Below are 15,864 nucleotides of genomic sequence, written 5' to 3'. Positions count from 1 at the left end.
GTCCCACGCCAGGCGGGCTATCAGGACTTCTTCTTTCCGCTCGACGGCGTCCGCGACTGGAACCGGCTCTACGGGCCGCGCGGGCTTTTCCAGCACCAGAGCGTGGTGCCGGAGGAGAAGGCCCGCCGCATCGTGCCCGCGCTGCTCGAGGCTGCGCGACGGGCGGGGCAGGGATCGTTCCTGACCGTGCTCAAGCGCTTTGGCGACGTCCGCTCGCCGGCGCTGCTGTCGTTCCCGCGGCCGGGCTACACGCTGACGCTGGATTTCCCAAACAAGGGCGAGAGGACGTTGCGGCTGCTCGCCGAGCTCGACCGTATCACGGTCGAGGCGGGCGGGGCGGTGAACCCCTACAAGGACGCCCGGATGGGGCCTGAGACATTCGCCGCGTCGTTCCCGCAATGGCAGCGGCTGGAGGCGCTTCGCGACGCGGCTTTCATGTCGAGCTTCTGGGCGCGTACCGCCATGAGATCGGAGATCGGACATGGGACAGCTGAAGCCGCCGAATAGATAAAAGTCGAATAGATCATGGTAAATGAAGCGTTACGCCATGGTTCACTCAAAACAATATCACGGCTTCACGAAATATTTGCAGGTTTGTAATAGGACCGCCCAAGGGGCGGGGTGGCAACAATGAAATACATAATCTTCATTCTCTTCACGGTCATGACCAATGCCGCGGCACAGCTGATGCTGAAGCAAGGCATGATGTCGATGGGGCCGATCTCCTTCGAAGGCGTCAATCCGCTCGTCAGGCTGCTGCAGATCGTGTTCAGCCCCTGGGTGTTCCTCGGTCTGTGCACCTTCGTCATCTCGATGGCGTCGCATCTCTACGTGCTGTCCAAGGTCGAGCTCAGCTTCGCCTATCCGTTCCTCAGCCTCGCCTATGTCGCCGTGGCGATCTTTGCCTATTTCGTCTTCCGCGAGAACCTCAATGGCTGGCGCATCGCCGGCATCGCCTGCATCTGCGTCGGCACGATCCTGATCGCCCAGAGTGGCAGAGAAATGGGTGGGCGCGAGCACAAGGACCGGACCGCTTCCATCGCGTCCGAGAAAATCCAGACAAGCGAGATCGTTCGATGAGACATGTGATTTTCGGCGGGGACGGTTTCGTCGGCCGTCACCTTGCACCCAAGCTCGTCGCCGATGGCGAGAATGTCGTCGTCGCCGACATCGTCAAGAGCGACCTGCCGCATTACCGTTCGATGCGCTTCATCACCTGCGATGTCACCGATCCGGCCTCGGTCGCGGCGGTCGGGCTAAAGGCTGACGACATGGTCTATAATCTGTCGGCCAAGATGCTGTCGCCTATCCAGGTGCGAGCCAAGCGGCATGATTTCTTCTTTCCGGTGAATTTTCACGGCACCGAGAACATCATCCAGGCGATGGACAAGGCCGGCGCCTCGAAGCTCGTCCACTACACGACCGACATGATCTACGGCCACACGGTGGTGCTGCCCATGACCGAGGACCATCCGGTCTCGCCGCTCGGCGAATATGGCCTGTCGAAGCTGAAGACCGAGGAGCTCGCCGCCGAATGGCGCAAGCGCGGCATGTCGATCTCGCTGTTCAGGCCGCGCCTCATCATCGGTCCCGGCCGCCTCGGCATCCTGGAAAAACTGTTCAAGCTGATCGACTGGAACCTGCCCGTGCCGATGATCGGCTCCGGCAGGAACCCTTATCAGTTCATCTCGGTGTTCGACTGCGCGGAAGCCGCGCGCGCAGCCTGGAAGGCCGGCGTGCCCAACGAGGCTTACAATCTTGGCTCGCTCAATCCGCCGCCGGTCAAGAAACTGCTCGGCGACCTCATCCGTCATGCCGGCTCGAAGTCGATCCTGCTGCCGACACCCGGCTGGGCAGTCAAGCGCACGCTCGACCTGCTCGATTTCCTCAACATGCCGATCATGGATCCTGAACAGTATCTGATCGCCGACGAGGAATGCGTGCTCGACGTGTCGAAGGCCGAGCGCCAGCTCGGCTGGGTGCCGCAATATCGCGACGAGGACATGCTGATCGCCGCCCACAGCGAATACCGCGCCAAGAAGGACGGTCACGCTGTGACCACCAGACACGTGCCCGCCGAATAGAGCGTGAAGGGAAGATTTTCAGATGACTGTCATGGCTAAGCCGGAACAGACAGGCGCGCGCACGCTGGTTGAAGCGCCGGCGCTGTCGCCCACCTCCATCGCCAAGCCAGACTTGATCAGCGTCGAGCAGGCCAAGGCGCTGGATGTCGCCCGCATCACCGATCTGTTCAAGGCGCATCTCAATCCCGGGCAGCTGCATTTCATGAAGCTGCTCGGCTTCCACAAGGTCAAGATCGAGCGCGCCGAGGGCATGTTCTATATCGACCAGAACGGCCGCAAGATCCTCGACTTCTTCGGCGGCTTCGGCTCGCTGGCCTTCGGCCACAACCATCCGCGCATCCTGGAAGCCCGCAAAAAGTTCCAGGAGGAAAAGCGCCAGGAGATCGCCATTGCCTTCATGTCGCAATATGCGGCGGCACTTGCGCACAACATCGCCAAATGCTCGCCTGGCGACCTCGATATGGTGTTTTTGGGCTCGTCCGGCTCGGAAGCCATGGAAGCGGCGGTGAAGCTTGCCGAGCGCGCCGCTGGCCCGAAGCGGCCGAAAATCGTCTATGCCGAGAATTCCTTCCACGGGAAGACCAAGGGCGTGCTGGCGATCACCGACGGCCAGCTCTACCGCGCCGACTTCAAGGTGGCCGACAATGTCGTGCGCGTTCCCTTCGCCGACATCGACGCGGTCGAGCGCCTGTTCGAGAGCGATCCCGAGATCGGCGTCATCGTGCTCGAAACCATCCAGGGCGGCGGCGGCATCATCCAGGCAGAGGCGCAATACTGGCAGAAGCTGCGCGCGCTGTGCGATCAGCATGGCGTGCTGTGGGTCGCCGACGAGGTGCAGTGCGGCTATGGACGCTCCGGCCGCTTCTACGCCTTCGAGCATTACGGCGTGGTGCCAGACGTGACGGCGCTGGCGAAATCGCTGGGCGCCGGCAAGGCGGCGGTCGGTGCCATGATCGCCAGGCGCGACATCTATATGAAGGCCTATGGCACGCCGAAGACGGCGATGATCCATGCCATGGCGACCTTCGGCGGCATGGGCGAGGCCTGCGTCACCGCGATCGAGGGCATCAACGTGCTCTATGACGACGGCCTGATCGACAACGCGGCCTCGACCGGCGAGTACCTTCTGCAGCGGCTGCAGGCGCTGAAGGAAAAATATCCGAAGATCATCAAGGACGTGCGCGGCAAGGGTTTCATGATCGGGCTCGAGTTCCACGATTTCTCGCAGACCTTGCCGATGGTGCTACGTCCGATCGTGAGCGTGCTCGACGACAAGCTGAAGGGCTCGCTGTCGGGCTTCGTCGGCTCGCTCTTGCTGCGCGACTACGACGTGCTGGTCGCCTTCACCGAATACAACCGCAACGTCATCCGGCTCGAGCCACCGCTGATCTGCCAGCCCGAGCATGTCGACCGTTTCGTCGACGCCTTCGACAGCCTGTTGTCGCGCGGCATCGTGGCGATCGTGAAGGATTTCGTCAAAAGCCAGGTCGGCAAATAAGAGGCCGCCGAGCATGCTGACCAGGCCTTCCGCGCCCACCAATCCGCTGGAACGGTTGACCGGCGCCGGTCTGGCGTGGGGCGAGGGCGCTTACGCGAAATGGGCTGCCTCGATCGGGGCGATTGCGTTTTCGCTCTACATCCTGCTCACCGCGGCGACCGCCTGGTTCATGCCCGACGCCAATTGGGACATGCTGCCCTATCTGGCGATCGCCGAGGAGGGCGCCTATCCCGATTCGCAGGCGCTGCATGATTATGCCTACAGCACGGTCAGAGCAGGCGTGTCGGCCGGCGACTACAAGACATTGACCGACGATGGCGGCGGGTTCCGGAGCCACATGGCGCAGAACGCCGCCGACTTCCATTCGCTGCTCGGCATGTACCGGATCAAATTCCTTTATGCGGAAATCCTGTCCAGCTTCAGCCATGTCGTCGCGCCGGTCGAGGCGATGCGGCTGGTGCAGGTTTTTTCGGTGCTGCTGTTCGGTGCCATCACGCTCGCCTGGCTGCGCGCGGAAGGCGCGCTGGCGCTGGCACCGGTCGTCGGCGCGATCCTGATCATGGCCGATTTCGGCGACGCGGCGCGCGCCTCGACGCCCGATCTCCTATGCTCGGCGCTGTTCCTCGGCGGTGTTTTCGCCTATGCGCGCAAGCGCGAGGTGGCGACGGCGGTCCTGCTTTTCCTAGCCTTCATGGCTAGGCCCGACAACATCGTTTTCCTCGCCATTTTCGCGGTGCTGCTCGTCGCTTTCCGCGAGAAGGCATGGGGCGCGCTGGCCGGTTTCGCTGCCTCCTTCGTCGCCTATTTCGCCATTTCGCATTGGGCGCAGCATCCCGGCTGGTGGCCGCATCTGTGGTTTTCCAGCATCGAGCAGCATTACAACATGGACGGCTTCGAGCCGCCGTTTTCCATTGCTGCCTATCTGAAGGCCTTCGCCGCCTCGGCAGTCCGCGCCGTCACCCTCAACAGTTGGGTTGGCGTATCGGTGCTGGCGCTGGCCGGCTGGTATGGGCTGGAGCGCGCCGGCTTCCGGCTGGATCGCCGCGCCGGCATCCTGTTGGCGGCGCTGGCGCTCGGCGTGCTGGCGAAGTTCACCGTCTTCCCGATCCACGACACCCGCATCTATTTCCCCAATCTCCTGCCGCCCTTCCTGCTGCTGGCCGCGCCGCTGATGGCGCTGTGGACGGCCGCAAGCCAGGGCGGACGCCGCGCGGCGCTGCAGGTCATTCCCGGAGACAAGTCATGAGCTCGCTTTCCAGCCTCGCGCGCACCTTGCTGTCGCTTAGCCTTCCAGTCGGCCTGCTCGATCGCGGCCCGGCTTTGCACGGCACGAAATTCCTCGCCAAAGCTGCCTTGAAGGCACGTTTCGGCGGCGGCCGGCCATTCCAGATGGTGAATGTCGGCGCCTGCGACGGCGCGTTGTTCGACGACGTGACGCCGTGGCTGCACCGCATTCCGGGGGCAAAGGCACTGCTGGTCGAGCCGATCCCCTACAATCAGAAGCGCCTGCGCGCCAACTACCCGGACACCAGCCGCTTCATCATCGAGCCGGTGGCGGTCACGAAAACCAAAGGCACGATCACCGTCCACACTTTCGATGCCGCTGCGCTCGAGGCCGGCACGCTGCCGATCGAGTTTATCGGCTGCTCGTCGGTCACCGACACCAATCTGATGTCGGGCAAGAACGCCTGGGGCGAGGCGGACACCAACTTCAACAAGTTCGCGCCGCATCTGAAGGATATCGAGGTGGCGTCCGAGACCTTGCAGACGCTGCTCGATCGCAACGGCATCACCCATATCGACGCCTTCCTGGTCGACTGCGAGGGCGCTGACTGGATGGTGCTCGAGCAGCTCGATCTCCAGCGCTACCGCCCCGGCATGGTCAAGATCGAGGTCGGCGCGCTGCCTGCCGCCGAGATCGGCCAGGTCGTGGTCAAGCTCAAGACCGCCGGCTACCAGGTCGGCTTCCAGGCCGAGGACATCTGGGCCTTCGCCTGAGTTGATTTCCCCTCGCGTGACCGCTCGGTGCAGGGGTCGCGCCGCACCTGCGGCGTGTCGCAAACAGGCGGTAGCCCAGCCGTCGTCCTCTGCATATTGTGCGCCATTCGAAGGGCGCGCAACGTGCCCGTCTATCACTTTGGAGTCGCGGGCAATGGCAGAGTTTCCGAAAAAGGCGAAGGTCGTCATCGTCGGTCTGGGCGGTATCGTCGGCGCGTCCGTCGCCCACCACCTGATCGAGCGCGGCTGGGACGACATCGTCGGCATCGACAAGTCGGGCATTCCGACCGATATCGGCTCGACAGCGCATGCCTCGGACTTCTGCTACACGACCAGCCATGATTTCCTGTCCTGCTGGACGACGCTCTACTCCATCGATTTCTATGAGAAGATGGGCCACTACGCGCGCGTCGGCGGCCTTGAGGTCGCGCGCGTTGGCGACGATGCCCGCATGGACGAGATCAAGCGCAAGATCGCCTCCGCTAAGGCTTTCGGCACCCGCGCGCGCTTCATCGAGCCGGCCGAGATCAAGGAAAAATTCCCGCTGATCGAGGAACATCTGGTGCAGGGCGGCCTGTGGGACCCGGATGCCGGTCTGGTCATCCCGCGCTCGCAGACGGTGGCCGGCAAGCTGGTCGACCAGGGCGTCGCTTCCGGCAAGCTGCAGGCCTTCGCCAACACCTCGGCGAAGGAGCTGATCGTCGAGAACGGCCGCATCAAGGGCGTGGTGACCGAGCGCGGCACGATCGAGGCTGATTATGTCGTGGTCTGCACCGGCATATGGGGCCGGCTCACCGCGGCTCTGGTCGGCGAAGACCTGCCGGTCATGCCGATCGACCATCCGCTCACCTTCTTCGGCCCCTACAACGAGTTCGCCGGCACCGGCAAGGAGATCGGCTGGCCGCTGCTGCGCGACCAGGGCAACTCGGCCTATATGCGCGACACCGGCGATCCGAAGACTGCCGAGGGCGGGCAGATCGAATGGGGTTATTACGAGGAGACCAATCCGCGTCTCTGCCACCCGCGCGATCTGCTCGAAAAGCATGAGGCGCGGCTGTCGCCGTCGCAGCGCGACCTCGACATGGAGCAGATCATGGCGCCGCTGGAACGCGCCATGGAACTGACGCCGATCCTGGGCGAGCTCGGCTATAATGAAGGCCATTCCTTCAACGGCCTCTTGCAGGTGACCACCGATGGCGGCCCGTCGATGGGCGAAAGCCAGAAGGTGAGGGGCCTGTGGTACGCCGTCGCCATCTGGGTCAAGGACGGCCCCGGCATGGGCAAGCTGATCGCCGACTGGATGACCGACGGCCGCACCGCGATCGACCATCACCAGATCGACTATTCGCGCTTCTATCCGCACCAGACGCAGGAGCAGTTCATCTGGGATCGCTGCACCGAGACGGCGATGAAGGTCTACAATCCGGCCGTCCATCCGCGCGAGCCTTTCTCCAAGGGCCGCAACATCCGCCGCTCGCCCTTCTGGGAGCGTGAGAAGGAGCTCGGCGGCTATTTCATGGAACTCGGCGGCTGGGAGCGTGCCCACGGCTACGCCGCCAACGAGCATCTCCTGGAGAAATACGGCAACCGCGTGCCGGTGCGCGAGAACGAGTGGGACAACCGCCATTTCTGGCGCGTCTCCAATGCCGAGCATCTGGCGATGAGCGAGGATTGCGGCATCGTCAACCTGTCGCATTTCTCGATGTATGACGTAGAGGGACCCGACCATGTCGCGTTGCTTGAGTGGCTGTGCGCGGCCAAGATCGGCGGCGACAACAATATCGGCAAGGGCATCTACACCCACTTCCTCGACGAGGAGGGCATGGTGCGCGCCGACTTCACGGTCATCCGCATGGCCGATCGCTGCCGCGTGATCGACGGCGCCGACGCTGGTCCGCGCGACTTCCGCTACATGCAGCGCACCGCGCAGGACAAAGGTTTTGACGTCACCGTCACCGACGTGACGGAAAAATACGTCACCATCGGTATCTGGGGGCCGAATGCCCGCACGACCCTGCAGAAGGTGGTCGAGGATCCGAACGGCCTGACACCGGAGAATTTCCCCTTCGCGGCGATCAAACCGATCAAGATCGGCGGCAAGGATGTGACGGCCTTCCGCATCTCCTATGTCGGCGAGCAGGGCTGGGAACTGCATATGCGCTACGAGGACGGGCTCGCCGTCTGGGACGCGCTGCGCTCCACCGGCGTCATGCCGTTCGGCGTCGAGACCTATGCCAACACGCGCCGGATGGAAAAGAGCCTCAGGCTGCAGAATGCCGATCTGCTGACCGAATACAATCTGCTCGAGGCCGACCTTGCCCGTCCGAAGGTCAAGGAGAACGACTTCTGCGGCAAAGCCAAGCATCTGGAGTATCGCGCCCGCGAGCATCAGCCGGCGATGCTGTGCACGCTGGTGATGACCGAGAACATCGATTCCAAGGGTGTGGCGCGCTATCCGGTCGGCACCATGCCGGTGCAGGATCCCGCGAGCGGCGAGACGCTGGTCGACGAGCTCGGCCGCCGTTCCTTCACCACTTCGGTCGCCTTTGGCCCGACGATCGGCAAGAACATCGCGCTTGCCTATCTCCCCTGGGCCTACTGCCAGGAAGGCCGTAAGCTGCAGGTCGAGTATTTTGGCGAGACCTATCCGGTCGAGGTGGCGGGAGTAGGCTACAAGCCGCTCTACGACCCGGAGAACCTCAAGCCGAGGAGCTGAGGATCGGAGGCAGAAAGATGCAAAGCCCGGCTCCGGTCGGGCTTTTCTCTTTTGCACGACAGGAATCTCGCATAGCGTCGCACCGGGCGGAGGAAGCGGCTTGCAACGGTTCGGTTGGGACAGGAAGAACGACGCATTCGTCTTCGTGATGAAGGGGGACATTCCCGTTCATGTCAGCTGGACCTTTGCCATTCCAGCCGTCCTGCCGTTCCTGCATGAGTGGTCGAGGCGTCCCCAGGTCGCCCTGATCCATACGGCCATATTCGCCGCGCTCCTGTTCCTATCGGTGTTTCTGCATGAACTTGCCCATGTCTGGGCAGCGCGACGGCGCGGCATCGGCACCCAACGGATGGACCTGTACCTGTTCGGTGGAATTGCCTGGTTCAAGCCCGGCGCGGCTTCGCCCTATGGCTGGGCGTGGATCGCATTTGCCGGGCCGTTGGTGAACATCGTCCTGGCGGCGGGCTTTGCCGCTGCCTATTACCTTTTTGCGCGGCCCTTGTCGCCTGTCGATCCGGAGGGTCTTTTCAGTTCGCCGCCGCCGAGACCGGACACGCTTCTTGAGTGGACGCTTTGGCTTGGCGCATTGGTGAATGCGGCCCTGGCCCTTCTCAACCTCCTTCCGGCCATTCCGCTTGATGGCGGTGCGATCGCCAGGCATCTGCTTGCGCCGCGCTTCGGCGCGGATGCCGCCGTGCGGATCGTCGGCTTCTGCGGCGTCGTGCTTTCGATCCTGCGTTTCGCGGTCATTGTGCCTGCGGCCATGGCCGGAATCCTGTTGTGGTTTCCGCCTTCCTTCAGGCCGAACTGGCGGGCGTTTCGCGCCGCCGGCAATAAGAAGCCCGTTCCGCAGCATCCGGCTTGATGTGCGGGGGGCCAGCGGCTTATGTGGCCCGATCAGAAGCCTGCGAAAGCCTACACCCCATGCGCATCCTGTCCGACGCCTTCATTCCCGAGCTTCCCAATCACTACCACGGCAAGGTGCGCGAAAATTACGACCTGCCGGACGGGCGCCGCATCATCATCGCCACCGACCGTTTGAGCGCGTTCGACATCATCCTGGCCTCGATACCGTTCAAAGGCGAAGTGCTCACCCAGACGGCGCGCTACTGGTTCGAGGAAACCGCCGACATCTGTCCCAACCATGTGCTGGAATATCCCGACCCCAATGTCGTCGTCGGCACGCGGCTCGACATGCTGCCGGTCGAGATGGTCGTGCGCGGCTATCTGGCGGGGACCACCAGCACCTCTATCCTGACCAAGTATCGGAAAGGCGAAAGGAGCTTCTACGGCCACAGCTTTCCCGATGGCCTGCGCGACAATGAAAAGCTGCCGCAGGCGATTATCACGCCGACCAGCAAGGCCGCCCATGGCGGCCATGACGAGCCGCTGTCGGAGGCCGAGATCATCGACCAGGGGCTGCTCACGCAGGCGCAGTGGGATACGGTCTCGCGCTATGCGCTGCAGCTTTTCGCCCGCGGCCAGCAGCGCGCCGCCGAACGCGGCCTGATTCTCGCCGACACCAAATATGAATTCGGCTCCGCGTCGGACGGCACCATCGTGCTGGCGGACGAGATCCATACGCCCGACAGCAGCCGCTATTGGATCGCTGCGAGCTATGACGAGGCGTTCGCGAGCGGCGGGCGGCCGCAGAGCTTCGACAAGGATTTCGTCCGTTCCTGGGTGTCGGCGCGGTGCGATCCTTACAAGGATCCGATCCCGCAAATTCCGGACGAGATCATCAACCAGGCCTCTGCGGTCTATATCCAGGCCTATGAAGCGATAACCGGCGCAAAATTCGTGCCCGACCTTTCCGGCGACACGGTGCTGGAGCGTATCCGTTCGAACCTCGCGCGGTATTTCTAAAAGGCCCGGGCCGGCGGAATCCGCTGCCTCCGGATTCACGGCTTTTGCGCGCGGCGGTTTTCGCTTAACCTTCCGTCATGTCTGCTTATGCCCGCGCAAGGCATATCTTTTCAGGCAGCGCCGCTCTGGCGCTGGCGCTTTGGCTGACGCCAGCGGCTTCTCCCGCCGAGCCGGTCGATGTCGAGCTGGTGCTGGCGGTCGATGTCTCACTTTCGATGTCGCCGGCCGAGCTGGAGATCCAGCGGCATGGCTACGCGGCGGCGCTGACGCATGACAACGTGCTGAAGGCTATCGCCGACGGCGCCTATGGCAAGATCGCTGTCACCTATGTCGAATGGGCGGGCACGACCTGGCAGCGAGTCGTCGTGCCGTGGACCGTGATCGCCAACCGCGCCGATGCCGAGGGGTTCGTCGCGAAGCTCGACGCCAACCCGCCGGACAGCGCCCGGCGCACCTCGATTTCCGGGGCGCTGAGCTTCGGCAGCGACCTGTTCGCAGAGAGCGGATTCCAGGGGACCAAGCGTGTCATCGACGTTTCCGGCGACGGGCCGAATAACCAGGGCGCGCCGGTCGATCTCACGCGCGACGAGGTGGTCAGGCAAGGCATCACCATCAACGGACTGCCGCTGATGACGCGCGGCGGCTTCAGCGGCGCCTTCGACGTGGACAATCTCGACCGCTATTACAGCGACTGCGTCATCGGCGGATCGGGCGCCTTCATGATTCCGGTCAATGACTGGACGCAGTTTCCCGAAGCGATCCGCCGCAAGCTGGTGCTCGAGCTTGCCGGTCCCGCTTCGCCGCAATGGGCGGCGGACGAGGCCGCGCATGTGCCGGTCGTGCTTGCCGACGACAAGCCGGCCACCGATTGCCTCGCCGGCGAAAAGATGTGGCGCAACCGCGGCTGGGGCATGCCGTGAGGGGTGGAGAAGCGGGCATCCGATCAGGATGACGTTTCGTTGAAACGCCGCTTCATTGACAAGCCTTTTGGCGTCTGTGAGACAATTCGCGCTCACCACAAAAAAGGGGAACCACGATGAAAAGGACCACCATTTTCGCGGCGGCGCTGACGGCGGCCGCCATCCTTAGCGCGCCGGCGATGGCTGCCACCTCGCTCACCATCGGCATCAGCGGCTGGACCGGCTTCGCGCCGCTGACCTTGGCCAAGCAGGCCGGGCTTTTCGAAAAGCACGGGCTCGACGTCACGCTGAAGAAAGTGCCGCAGGCGAGCCGCCCGCTGGCGATTGCCAGCGGCGACCTGCAATGCGCGGCGACCACGGTCGAAACCTGGATGGTGTGGAACGCCAGCGGCGTCACCACCAAGCAGATCTTCCAGCTCGACAAGTCCTATGGCGCCGACGGCATTGTCGTGCGCAACGACATCAAGTCCGTCGCCGACCTCAAGGGCAAGAATGTCGCCTCGTCCGCGCCCGGAACCTCGCCCTATTTCCTGCTCGCCTGGGTGCTCAACAAGAACGGCATGTCGACCAAGGACGTCACCGTCGTCAATCTGGAGCCGGATGCGGCGGCGCAGGCCTTCCTGGCCGGCCAGAACGATGCCGCCGTCACCTATGAGCCGTTCATCTCGGCGGTCCGCGACAAGGCCGACCAGGGCCATATCCTGGCGACCACGCTCGACTACCCGATGGTGTTGGACACGGTCGGCTGCACGCCGGACTTCCTCAAGGCCAATCCCGACGCCGCCAAGGCGCTCGCCGACAGCTATTTCGACGCGCTCGACCTGATCAAGAAGGATCCGCAGAAGTCCTACGAGATCATGGGCGCCGACGTGAAGCAGTCGGCCAAGGAGTTCGAGGATTCGGCCAAATACCTGAAATGGGCCGACAAGGCGGAGAACAAGCAGTTCTTCACCAAGGAATTCCAGGATTTTTCCAAGACCGCGGCCGAGCTTTTGCTGCAGATGGGGCTGATCAAGGAAGTCCCGGATGTGACGACGCTTGCCGATACCAGCGCGGTCGCCAACTGATCGCGCATCAGCCGATCGGCGGCGCAAGGCCGCCAATCCCTTCTCGCTAAAGCGCGTCGCGATCCTTCAGATACGCTCCTCGCGCTTTAGCTCTTTCATTTTGCGCATGTCTTTACTCGAAAACCGGTTCCCGCTTTCGGGGCACATGCTTTAAGGACAGGGCCTGATGCTGCGTCCCTTGCACCCCGTTGCGCCGGGCACGCGAAGCGTGCTCGGCATCGCCTTCTTCGTGCTGTTCGTGGCGTTCTGGGCATGGATCACGCTCGGCGGCCATGTGAACCGGATCTTCCTTGCCGATCCGCTGTCGATGCTCAAGGATGGCTGGCGGCTGCTCGTCGAAGACCGCTTCTGGCTCGATATCCTGATCACCATCTGGCGCGTCTTCGGCGGCTTCGTGCTGGCCTCGATCGTGGCGGTGCCGATCGGCATCGCCATGGGCGCCTGGAAGCCGGTCGAAGCCTTCCTCGAGCCCTTCGTGTCCTTTGCGCGCTACCTGCCGGCCTCTGCCTTCATCCCGTTGCTCATCCTGTGGGCCGGCATCGGGGAATTCGAGAAGCTCCTGGTGATCTTCGTCGGCTCGGTGTTCCAGATCATCCTGATCGTCGCGGTCAAGGTCGGCGCTACGCGCCGCGACCTGGTCGAGGCCGCCTATACGCTGGGGGCGACCGACAACGGCATCGTCAAGCGCGTCATCATGCCGGCCAATGCGCCGGAGATCGCCGAAACGCTGCGCCTGGTGCTCGGCTGGGCTTGGACCTATGTCATCGTCGCCGAACTGATCGGGTCATCCTCCGGCATCGGCTACATGATCATCAACAGCCAGTCGCGGCTGGCGACAGGGCAGATCATCTTCGGCATCATCGTCATCGGGCTGATCGGGCTTCTGTCCGATTTCGCCTTCAAGGCGCTGAACCGCTGGCTTTTTCCATGGAGCCTGGCATGAGCAAGCTGCTGATCGAGGGCGTCTCGCGGACCTTTGCCGGGGTCGGGGGCGGGCAGCCGGTGCGGGCGCTGCAGCCGGTCGACCTCGCGGTCGCGGCCAATGACTTCATCACCATCCTTGGGCCGTCCGGCTGCGGCAAGTCGACCTTGCTCAGGATCGTTGCCGGACTGGAGGCGCCGAGCACGGGCCGCGTGCTGCTCGACGGCAAGGCGGTCACAAGGCCGGGGCCGGACCGCGGTATGGTGTTCCAGTCATACACGCTGTTTCCCTGGCTGACGGTCGCCGAAAACATCGGTTTCGGCCTGCGCGAGCAAGGCCGGCCCGAGCGCGAGCGCAACGAGATCGTCGCCTCCTATATCGATCTCGTCGGCCTGAAAGGCTTCGAGAGCCACTGGCCGAAACAGCTTTCGGGCGGCATGCAGCAGCGTACGGCGATCGCGCGGGCGCTGGCCAACGATCCCGAAATCCTGCTGCTCGACGAGCCGTTCGGTGCGCTCGACAACCAGACGCGCGGGCTGATGCAGGAATTGCTGCTCGGCATCTGGGAGCGGCGCAAGAAGACGGTTTTGTTCGTCACCCACGACATCGAAGAGGCGATCTTCATGGCGTCTCGGGTGATCGTGATGAGCGCCAGGCCCGGCCGCATCAAGTCGGACGTTCCGGTCGACCTGCCGCATCCGCGCCACTACACGCTGAAGACCAGCCCGGAATTCTCGTCGCTCAAGGCGCAACTCACCGAGGACATCCGCATCGAGGCGATGCGGACGGCGCAGACGCAATCCGCTTAGACTGCGTCTGCTGCCTGCTCAAGCCGCCAGCAGCTGCTTGCGGTCGACGCGCTCCTGCTGCGGGGAACGGGCATAGAGCTCGCGGTAGCATTTGGAGAAATGCGAGGCGGAAACGAAGCCGCAGGCGACCGCCACTTCGACCACCGGCAGCGACGACTGGATGAGCAGATGCCTGGCGCGGTCGAGCCGAATCTCCAGATAGTAGCGGGCGGGCGACCGGCCCATCTCGGTGCGGAACAGGCGCTCGATCTGCCGGCGGGAAAGATCGACATGGTCGGCGATCTCGATCAGCGACAGCGGCTCGGAGAGGTTCGCCTCCATCAGCTCGATAATGGTGAGCACCTTGGAATTCTGGACGCCGAGGCGGGCGCGCAGCGGCAGGCGCTGGCGGTCGGTCGGGCTGCGCACGCGGTCGGTCAGCACCTGCTCGCAGACGCGGTTGACGAGGCTCTCGTCGAAATCGTCGCCGATCAGCTTCAGCATCATGTCGAGGGCGGCGGTGCCGCCGGCGCAGGTGTAGACATTCTGGTCGATTTCGAAGAGGTCGGCGAAGACATTGGCTTTCGGGAAGGCCTCGGAGAAGCCCGGAAGGTTCTCCCAATGGATAGCGCAGCGCTTGTTGGACAGCAGGCCCGCGGCAGCCAGGATATGGGCGCCGGTGCACAGGCCGCCGACGGCGACGCCGCGGTTGTATTCCTCGCGCAGCCAGGCGAAGGCCGATTTGTTGTGGTAGCGCTCGACATTGATGCCGCTGCAGACGATCGCCATGTTCGGCCGGTCCGGTCCGGCCATCTTCCTGCGCTCCTCCTCGAGCGAGGTGTTGACGGCGCATTCGACGCCGTTCGAAGCGCGAACCGGTTTGCCGTCGATGCTCGCCAGGCGCCAGCTATAGGCCTCGTAGCCGAGCATCCGGTTGGCCGAGCGCAGCGGGTCGAGCGCCGTCGCGAAGGCGATCATGGTGAAGTCGGGAACGAGGAAGAAGACGAACGATCTCTTGATCGGGTGCTTTACGGCATTCACGGTGAAACCCCACGCAGCCATGACGCGAACAGAACGTCGCGAACAGCATAGCGACAACAGGAAAAACCATTCCTGTCAATCGGGTAGGCGGCTAAGTGAAGATTAAATTTGCGACACGGGTCGCAAATGGGCAATCGGTGCAACCGCAGGGCGTCGCTGCTCGGCCGACAACTGCCCGGCCCAAATGAAAACGCCGCCTCGGCAAGCCGGGCGGCGTCGAATTCAGCTGATCGGTGCTGGATTGTCTCAGGCAACAAAGCCGAGACGAGCAGCGGCCACGGCGCCGGTCTGGCCGGGCATGGTCTTGGCGAGGCGCTGACGCTCCAGAGCGGTCGTCAGGTTCATTTCGCGGCGGGCGAAAAGGCGGGCAAAGAGCTTCATCATCATCTCCATTTGGTTGCTCAGACGGGTCGCCTTCGCTTGATGGAGTGGGGCAGCTCGTTTTTTGCTGGCGCTGATATAGGCTCGCTTCGGCAAAAACTAAATCGCAAAAACGAAGCGCTTGATATGAAAAGCGACACGATTTGCGACATTTTTGGGCAATGTGCCCATAATTTTCTATTATTTACAGTGCCTTACCTGACCTGTTAACCCGCTATGCGAGTGGTTCATATGCGTCATGCAGGGGCGGCATGGCTGGAAAGTCGTTTGAATGCAAACAAAAAGGCCTAAAACGAACAAAAAGGCCTGCCGAGCTGACGCGGCAGGCCCTCAGATCTCGATACACACGTGATTACTTCGCTCCGGCCCAGCTTCCGACACCGTGGCGCAGGCCGGTCTTGACGTCGGCTGCTTCCGGCCAGCCGATATCCTTCTGCAGTTCCTTCGGCAGCGCATGGATGGCGCGTTCGGTCTGGTAGCGGGCGCGGGCCGCGCTGAACTCGGTCGCAAGCCGACCGATGGATGACAGAATAGACATTTCTTTCTCCTCTATGCGGGCAGGGAGGCGCCCGTCACTGCGTTA

The 15,864-nt window shown here is 63.2% G+C and carries 15 protein-coding genes and 1 pseudogene; 14 read left to right on the top strand and 2 right to left on the bottom strand.

Annotated elements, in window-relative coordinates:
• The 13 genes and pseudogenes from EOA23_RS07190 to EOA23_RS07130 all read left to right on the top strand — a co-directional run.
• Positions 1 to 507 (top strand): annotated as a pseudogene (locus EOA23_RS07190) (FAD-binding oxidoreductase); the annotation flags it as partial.
• Positions 508 to 630: 123 nt separating this feature from the next.
• Entirely contained in the window at positions 631 to 1,080 is a 450-nt protein-coding gene (locus EOA23_RS07185) for an EamA family transporter (RefSeq protein ID WP_127303385.1), read from the top strand.
• Positions 1,077 to 2,084, top strand: a complete 1,008-nt coding sequence (locus EOA23_RS07180; protein ID WP_127303384.1) for an NAD(P)-dependent oxidoreductase — start codon at positions 1,077 to 1,079, stop codon at positions 2,082 to 2,084. Before EOA23_RS07185 ends, EOA23_RS07180 begins: the two co-directional genes overlap by 4 nt.
• 22 nt (positions 2,085 to 2,106) lie before the next feature.
• Entirely contained in the window at positions 2,107 to 3,582 is a 1,476-nt protein-coding gene (locus EOA23_RS07175) for an aspartate aminotransferase family protein (protein ID WP_127303383.1), read from the top strand.
• Positions 3,583 to 3,595: 13 nt separating this feature from the next.
• The gene (locus EOA23_RS07170) at positions 3,596 to 4,828 is read left to right on the top strand and encodes a hypothetical protein (protein WP_127303382.1); all 1,233 of its coding nucleotides are present in this window, start codon (positions 3,596 to 3,598) and stop codon (positions 4,826 to 4,828) included.
• Entirely contained in the window at positions 4,825 to 5,580 is a 756-nt protein-coding gene (locus tag EOA23_RS07165) for an FkbM family methyltransferase (RefSeq protein ID WP_127303381.1), read from the top strand. The genes EOA23_RS07170 and EOA23_RS07165 overlap by 4 nt, the downstream gene beginning before the upstream one ends.
• A 154-nt stretch (positions 5,581 to 5,734) precedes the next feature.
• Complete coding sequence (locus EOA23_RS07160; protein WP_127303380.1) at positions 5,735 to 8,296, top strand: FAD-dependent oxidoreductase; 2,562 nt, start codon at positions 5,735 to 5,737, stop codon at positions 8,294 to 8,296.
• 100 nt (positions 8,297 to 8,396) lie between these two features.
• A complete protein-coding gene (locus EOA23_RS07155) occupies positions 8,397 to 9,161 on the top strand; it encodes a site-2 protease family protein (protein WP_127303379.1) in 765 nt (254 codons plus the stop codon).
• 59 nt (positions 9,162 to 9,220) lie between these two features.
• Positions 9,221 to 10,162: a phosphoribosylaminoimidazolesuccinocarboxamide synthase gene (locus EOA23_RS07150; protein WP_127303378.1), complete on the top strand. Its 942-nt coding sequence runs from the start codon at positions 9,221 to 9,223 to the stop codon at positions 10,160 to 10,162.
• Positions 10,163 to 10,239: 77 nt separating this feature from the next.
• On the top strand, positions 10,240 to 11,082 hold the full coding sequence (locus EOA23_RS07145; protein ID WP_127303377.1) for a DUF1194 domain-containing protein: 843 nt from the start codon (positions 10,240 to 10,242) through the stop codon (positions 11,080 to 11,082).
• Between the two features lie 116 nt (positions 11,083 to 11,198).
• On the top strand, positions 11,199 to 12,149 hold the full coding sequence (locus tag EOA23_RS07140) for an ABC transporter substrate-binding protein (protein WP_126060269.1): 951 nt from the start codon (positions 11,199 to 11,201) through the stop codon (positions 12,147 to 12,149).
• Between the two features lie 169 nt (positions 12,150 to 12,318).
• Entirely contained in the window at positions 12,319 to 13,092 is a 774-nt protein-coding gene (locus tag EOA23_RS07135) for an ABC transporter permease (protein ID WP_127303388.1), read from the top strand.
• Positions 13,089 to 13,880, top strand: a complete 792-nt coding sequence (locus EOA23_RS07130) for an ABC transporter ATP-binding protein (RefSeq protein WP_127303376.1) — start codon at positions 13,089 to 13,091, stop codon at positions 13,878 to 13,880. Before EOA23_RS07135 ends, EOA23_RS07130 begins: the two co-directional genes overlap by 4 nt.
• An 18-nt stretch (positions 13,881 to 13,898) precedes the next feature.
• Here the strand turns inward: EOA23_RS07130 and EOA23_RS07125 are convergent, their stop codons facing one another.
• Entirely contained in the window at positions 13,899 to 14,921 is a 1,023-nt protein-coding gene (locus EOA23_RS07125; RefSeq protein WP_348628552.1) for a GlxA family transcriptional regulator, read from the bottom strand.
• Between the two features lie 105 nt (positions 14,922 to 15,026).
• Between EOA23_RS07125 and EOA23_RS35620 the strand changes: the two genes are divergently transcribed.
• On the top strand, positions 15,027 to 15,491 hold the full coding sequence (locus tag EOA23_RS35620; protein ID WP_189341530.1) for a hypothetical protein: 465 nt from the start codon (positions 15,027 to 15,029) through the stop codon (positions 15,489 to 15,491).
• A 142-nt stretch (positions 15,492 to 15,633) separates the two neighbouring features.
• Here the strand turns inward: EOA23_RS35620 and EOA23_RS07115 are convergent, their stop codons facing one another.
• Complete coding sequence (locus EOA23_RS07115; protein ID WP_127303375.1) at positions 15,634 to 15,819, bottom strand: hypothetical protein; 186 nt, start codon at positions 15,817 to 15,819, stop codon at positions 15,634 to 15,636.
• Positions 15,820 to 15,864 lie beyond the last annotated feature (45 nt).

Source organism: Mesorhizobium sp. M2A.F.Ca.ET.042.01.1.1 (assembly GCF_003997405.1).
Lineage (GTDB): Bacteria > Pseudomonadota > Alphaproteobacteria > Rhizobiales > Rhizobiaceae > Mesorhizobium.
Note: the sequence above shows the minus strand (reverse complement) of the source record. Positions and strands in the feature narration are given on the sequence as shown.

Excerpts from the sequence above, each read along its gene's own strand:
- EOA23_RS35620 (WP_189341530.1), top strand. The coding sequence starts at position 15,027 with ATGGGCAATCGGTGCAACCGCAGGGCGTCGCTGCTCGGCCGACAACTG.
- EOA23_RS07140 (WP_126060269.1), top strand. The coding sequence starts at position 11,199 with ATGAAAAGGACCACCATTTTCGCGGCGGCGCTGACGGCGGCCGCCATC.
- EOA23_RS07150 (WP_127303378.1), top strand. The coding sequence starts at position 9,221 with ATGCGCATCCTGTCCGACGCCTTCATTCCCGAGCTTCCCAATCACTAC.
- EOA23_RS07160 (WP_127303380.1), top strand. The coding sequence starts at position 5,735 with ATGGCAGAGTTTCCGAAAAAGGCGAAGGTCGTCATCGTCGGTCTGGGC.
- EOA23_RS07165 (WP_127303381.1), top strand. The coding sequence starts at position 4,825 with ATGAGCTCGCTTTCCAGCCTCGCGCGCACCTTGCTGTCGCTTAGCCTT.
- EOA23_RS07170 (WP_127303382.1), top strand. The coding sequence starts at position 3,596 with ATGCTGACCAGGCCTTCCGCGCCCACCAATCCGCTGGAACGGTTGACC.
- EOA23_RS07115 (WP_127303375.1), bottom strand. The coding sequence starts at position 15,819 with ATGTCTATTCTGTCATCCATCGGTCGGCTTGCGACCGAGTTCAGCGCG.
- EOA23_RS07175 (WP_127303383.1), top strand. The coding sequence starts at position 2,107 with ATGACTGTCATGGCTAAGCCGGAACAGACAGGCGCGCGCACGCTGGTT.
- EOA23_RS07180 (WP_127303384.1), top strand. The coding sequence starts at position 1,077 with ATGAGACATGTGATTTTCGGCGGGGACGGTTTCGTCGGCCGTCACCTT.
- EOA23_RS07125 (WP_348628552.1), bottom strand. The coding sequence starts at position 14,921 with ATGGCTGCGTGGGGTTTCACCGTGAATGCCGTAAAGCACCCGATCAAG.
- EOA23_RS07185 (WP_127303385.1), top strand. The coding sequence starts at position 631 with ATGAAATACATAATCTTCATTCTCTTCACGGTCATGACCAATGCCGCG.
- EOA23_RS07145 (WP_127303377.1), top strand. The coding sequence starts at position 10,240 with ATGTCTGCTTATGCCCGCGCAAGGCATATCTTTTCAGGCAGCGCCGCT.
- EOA23_RS07130 (WP_127303376.1), top strand. The coding sequence starts at position 13,089 with ATGAGCAAGCTGCTGATCGAGGGCGTCTCGCGGACCTTTGCCGGGGTC.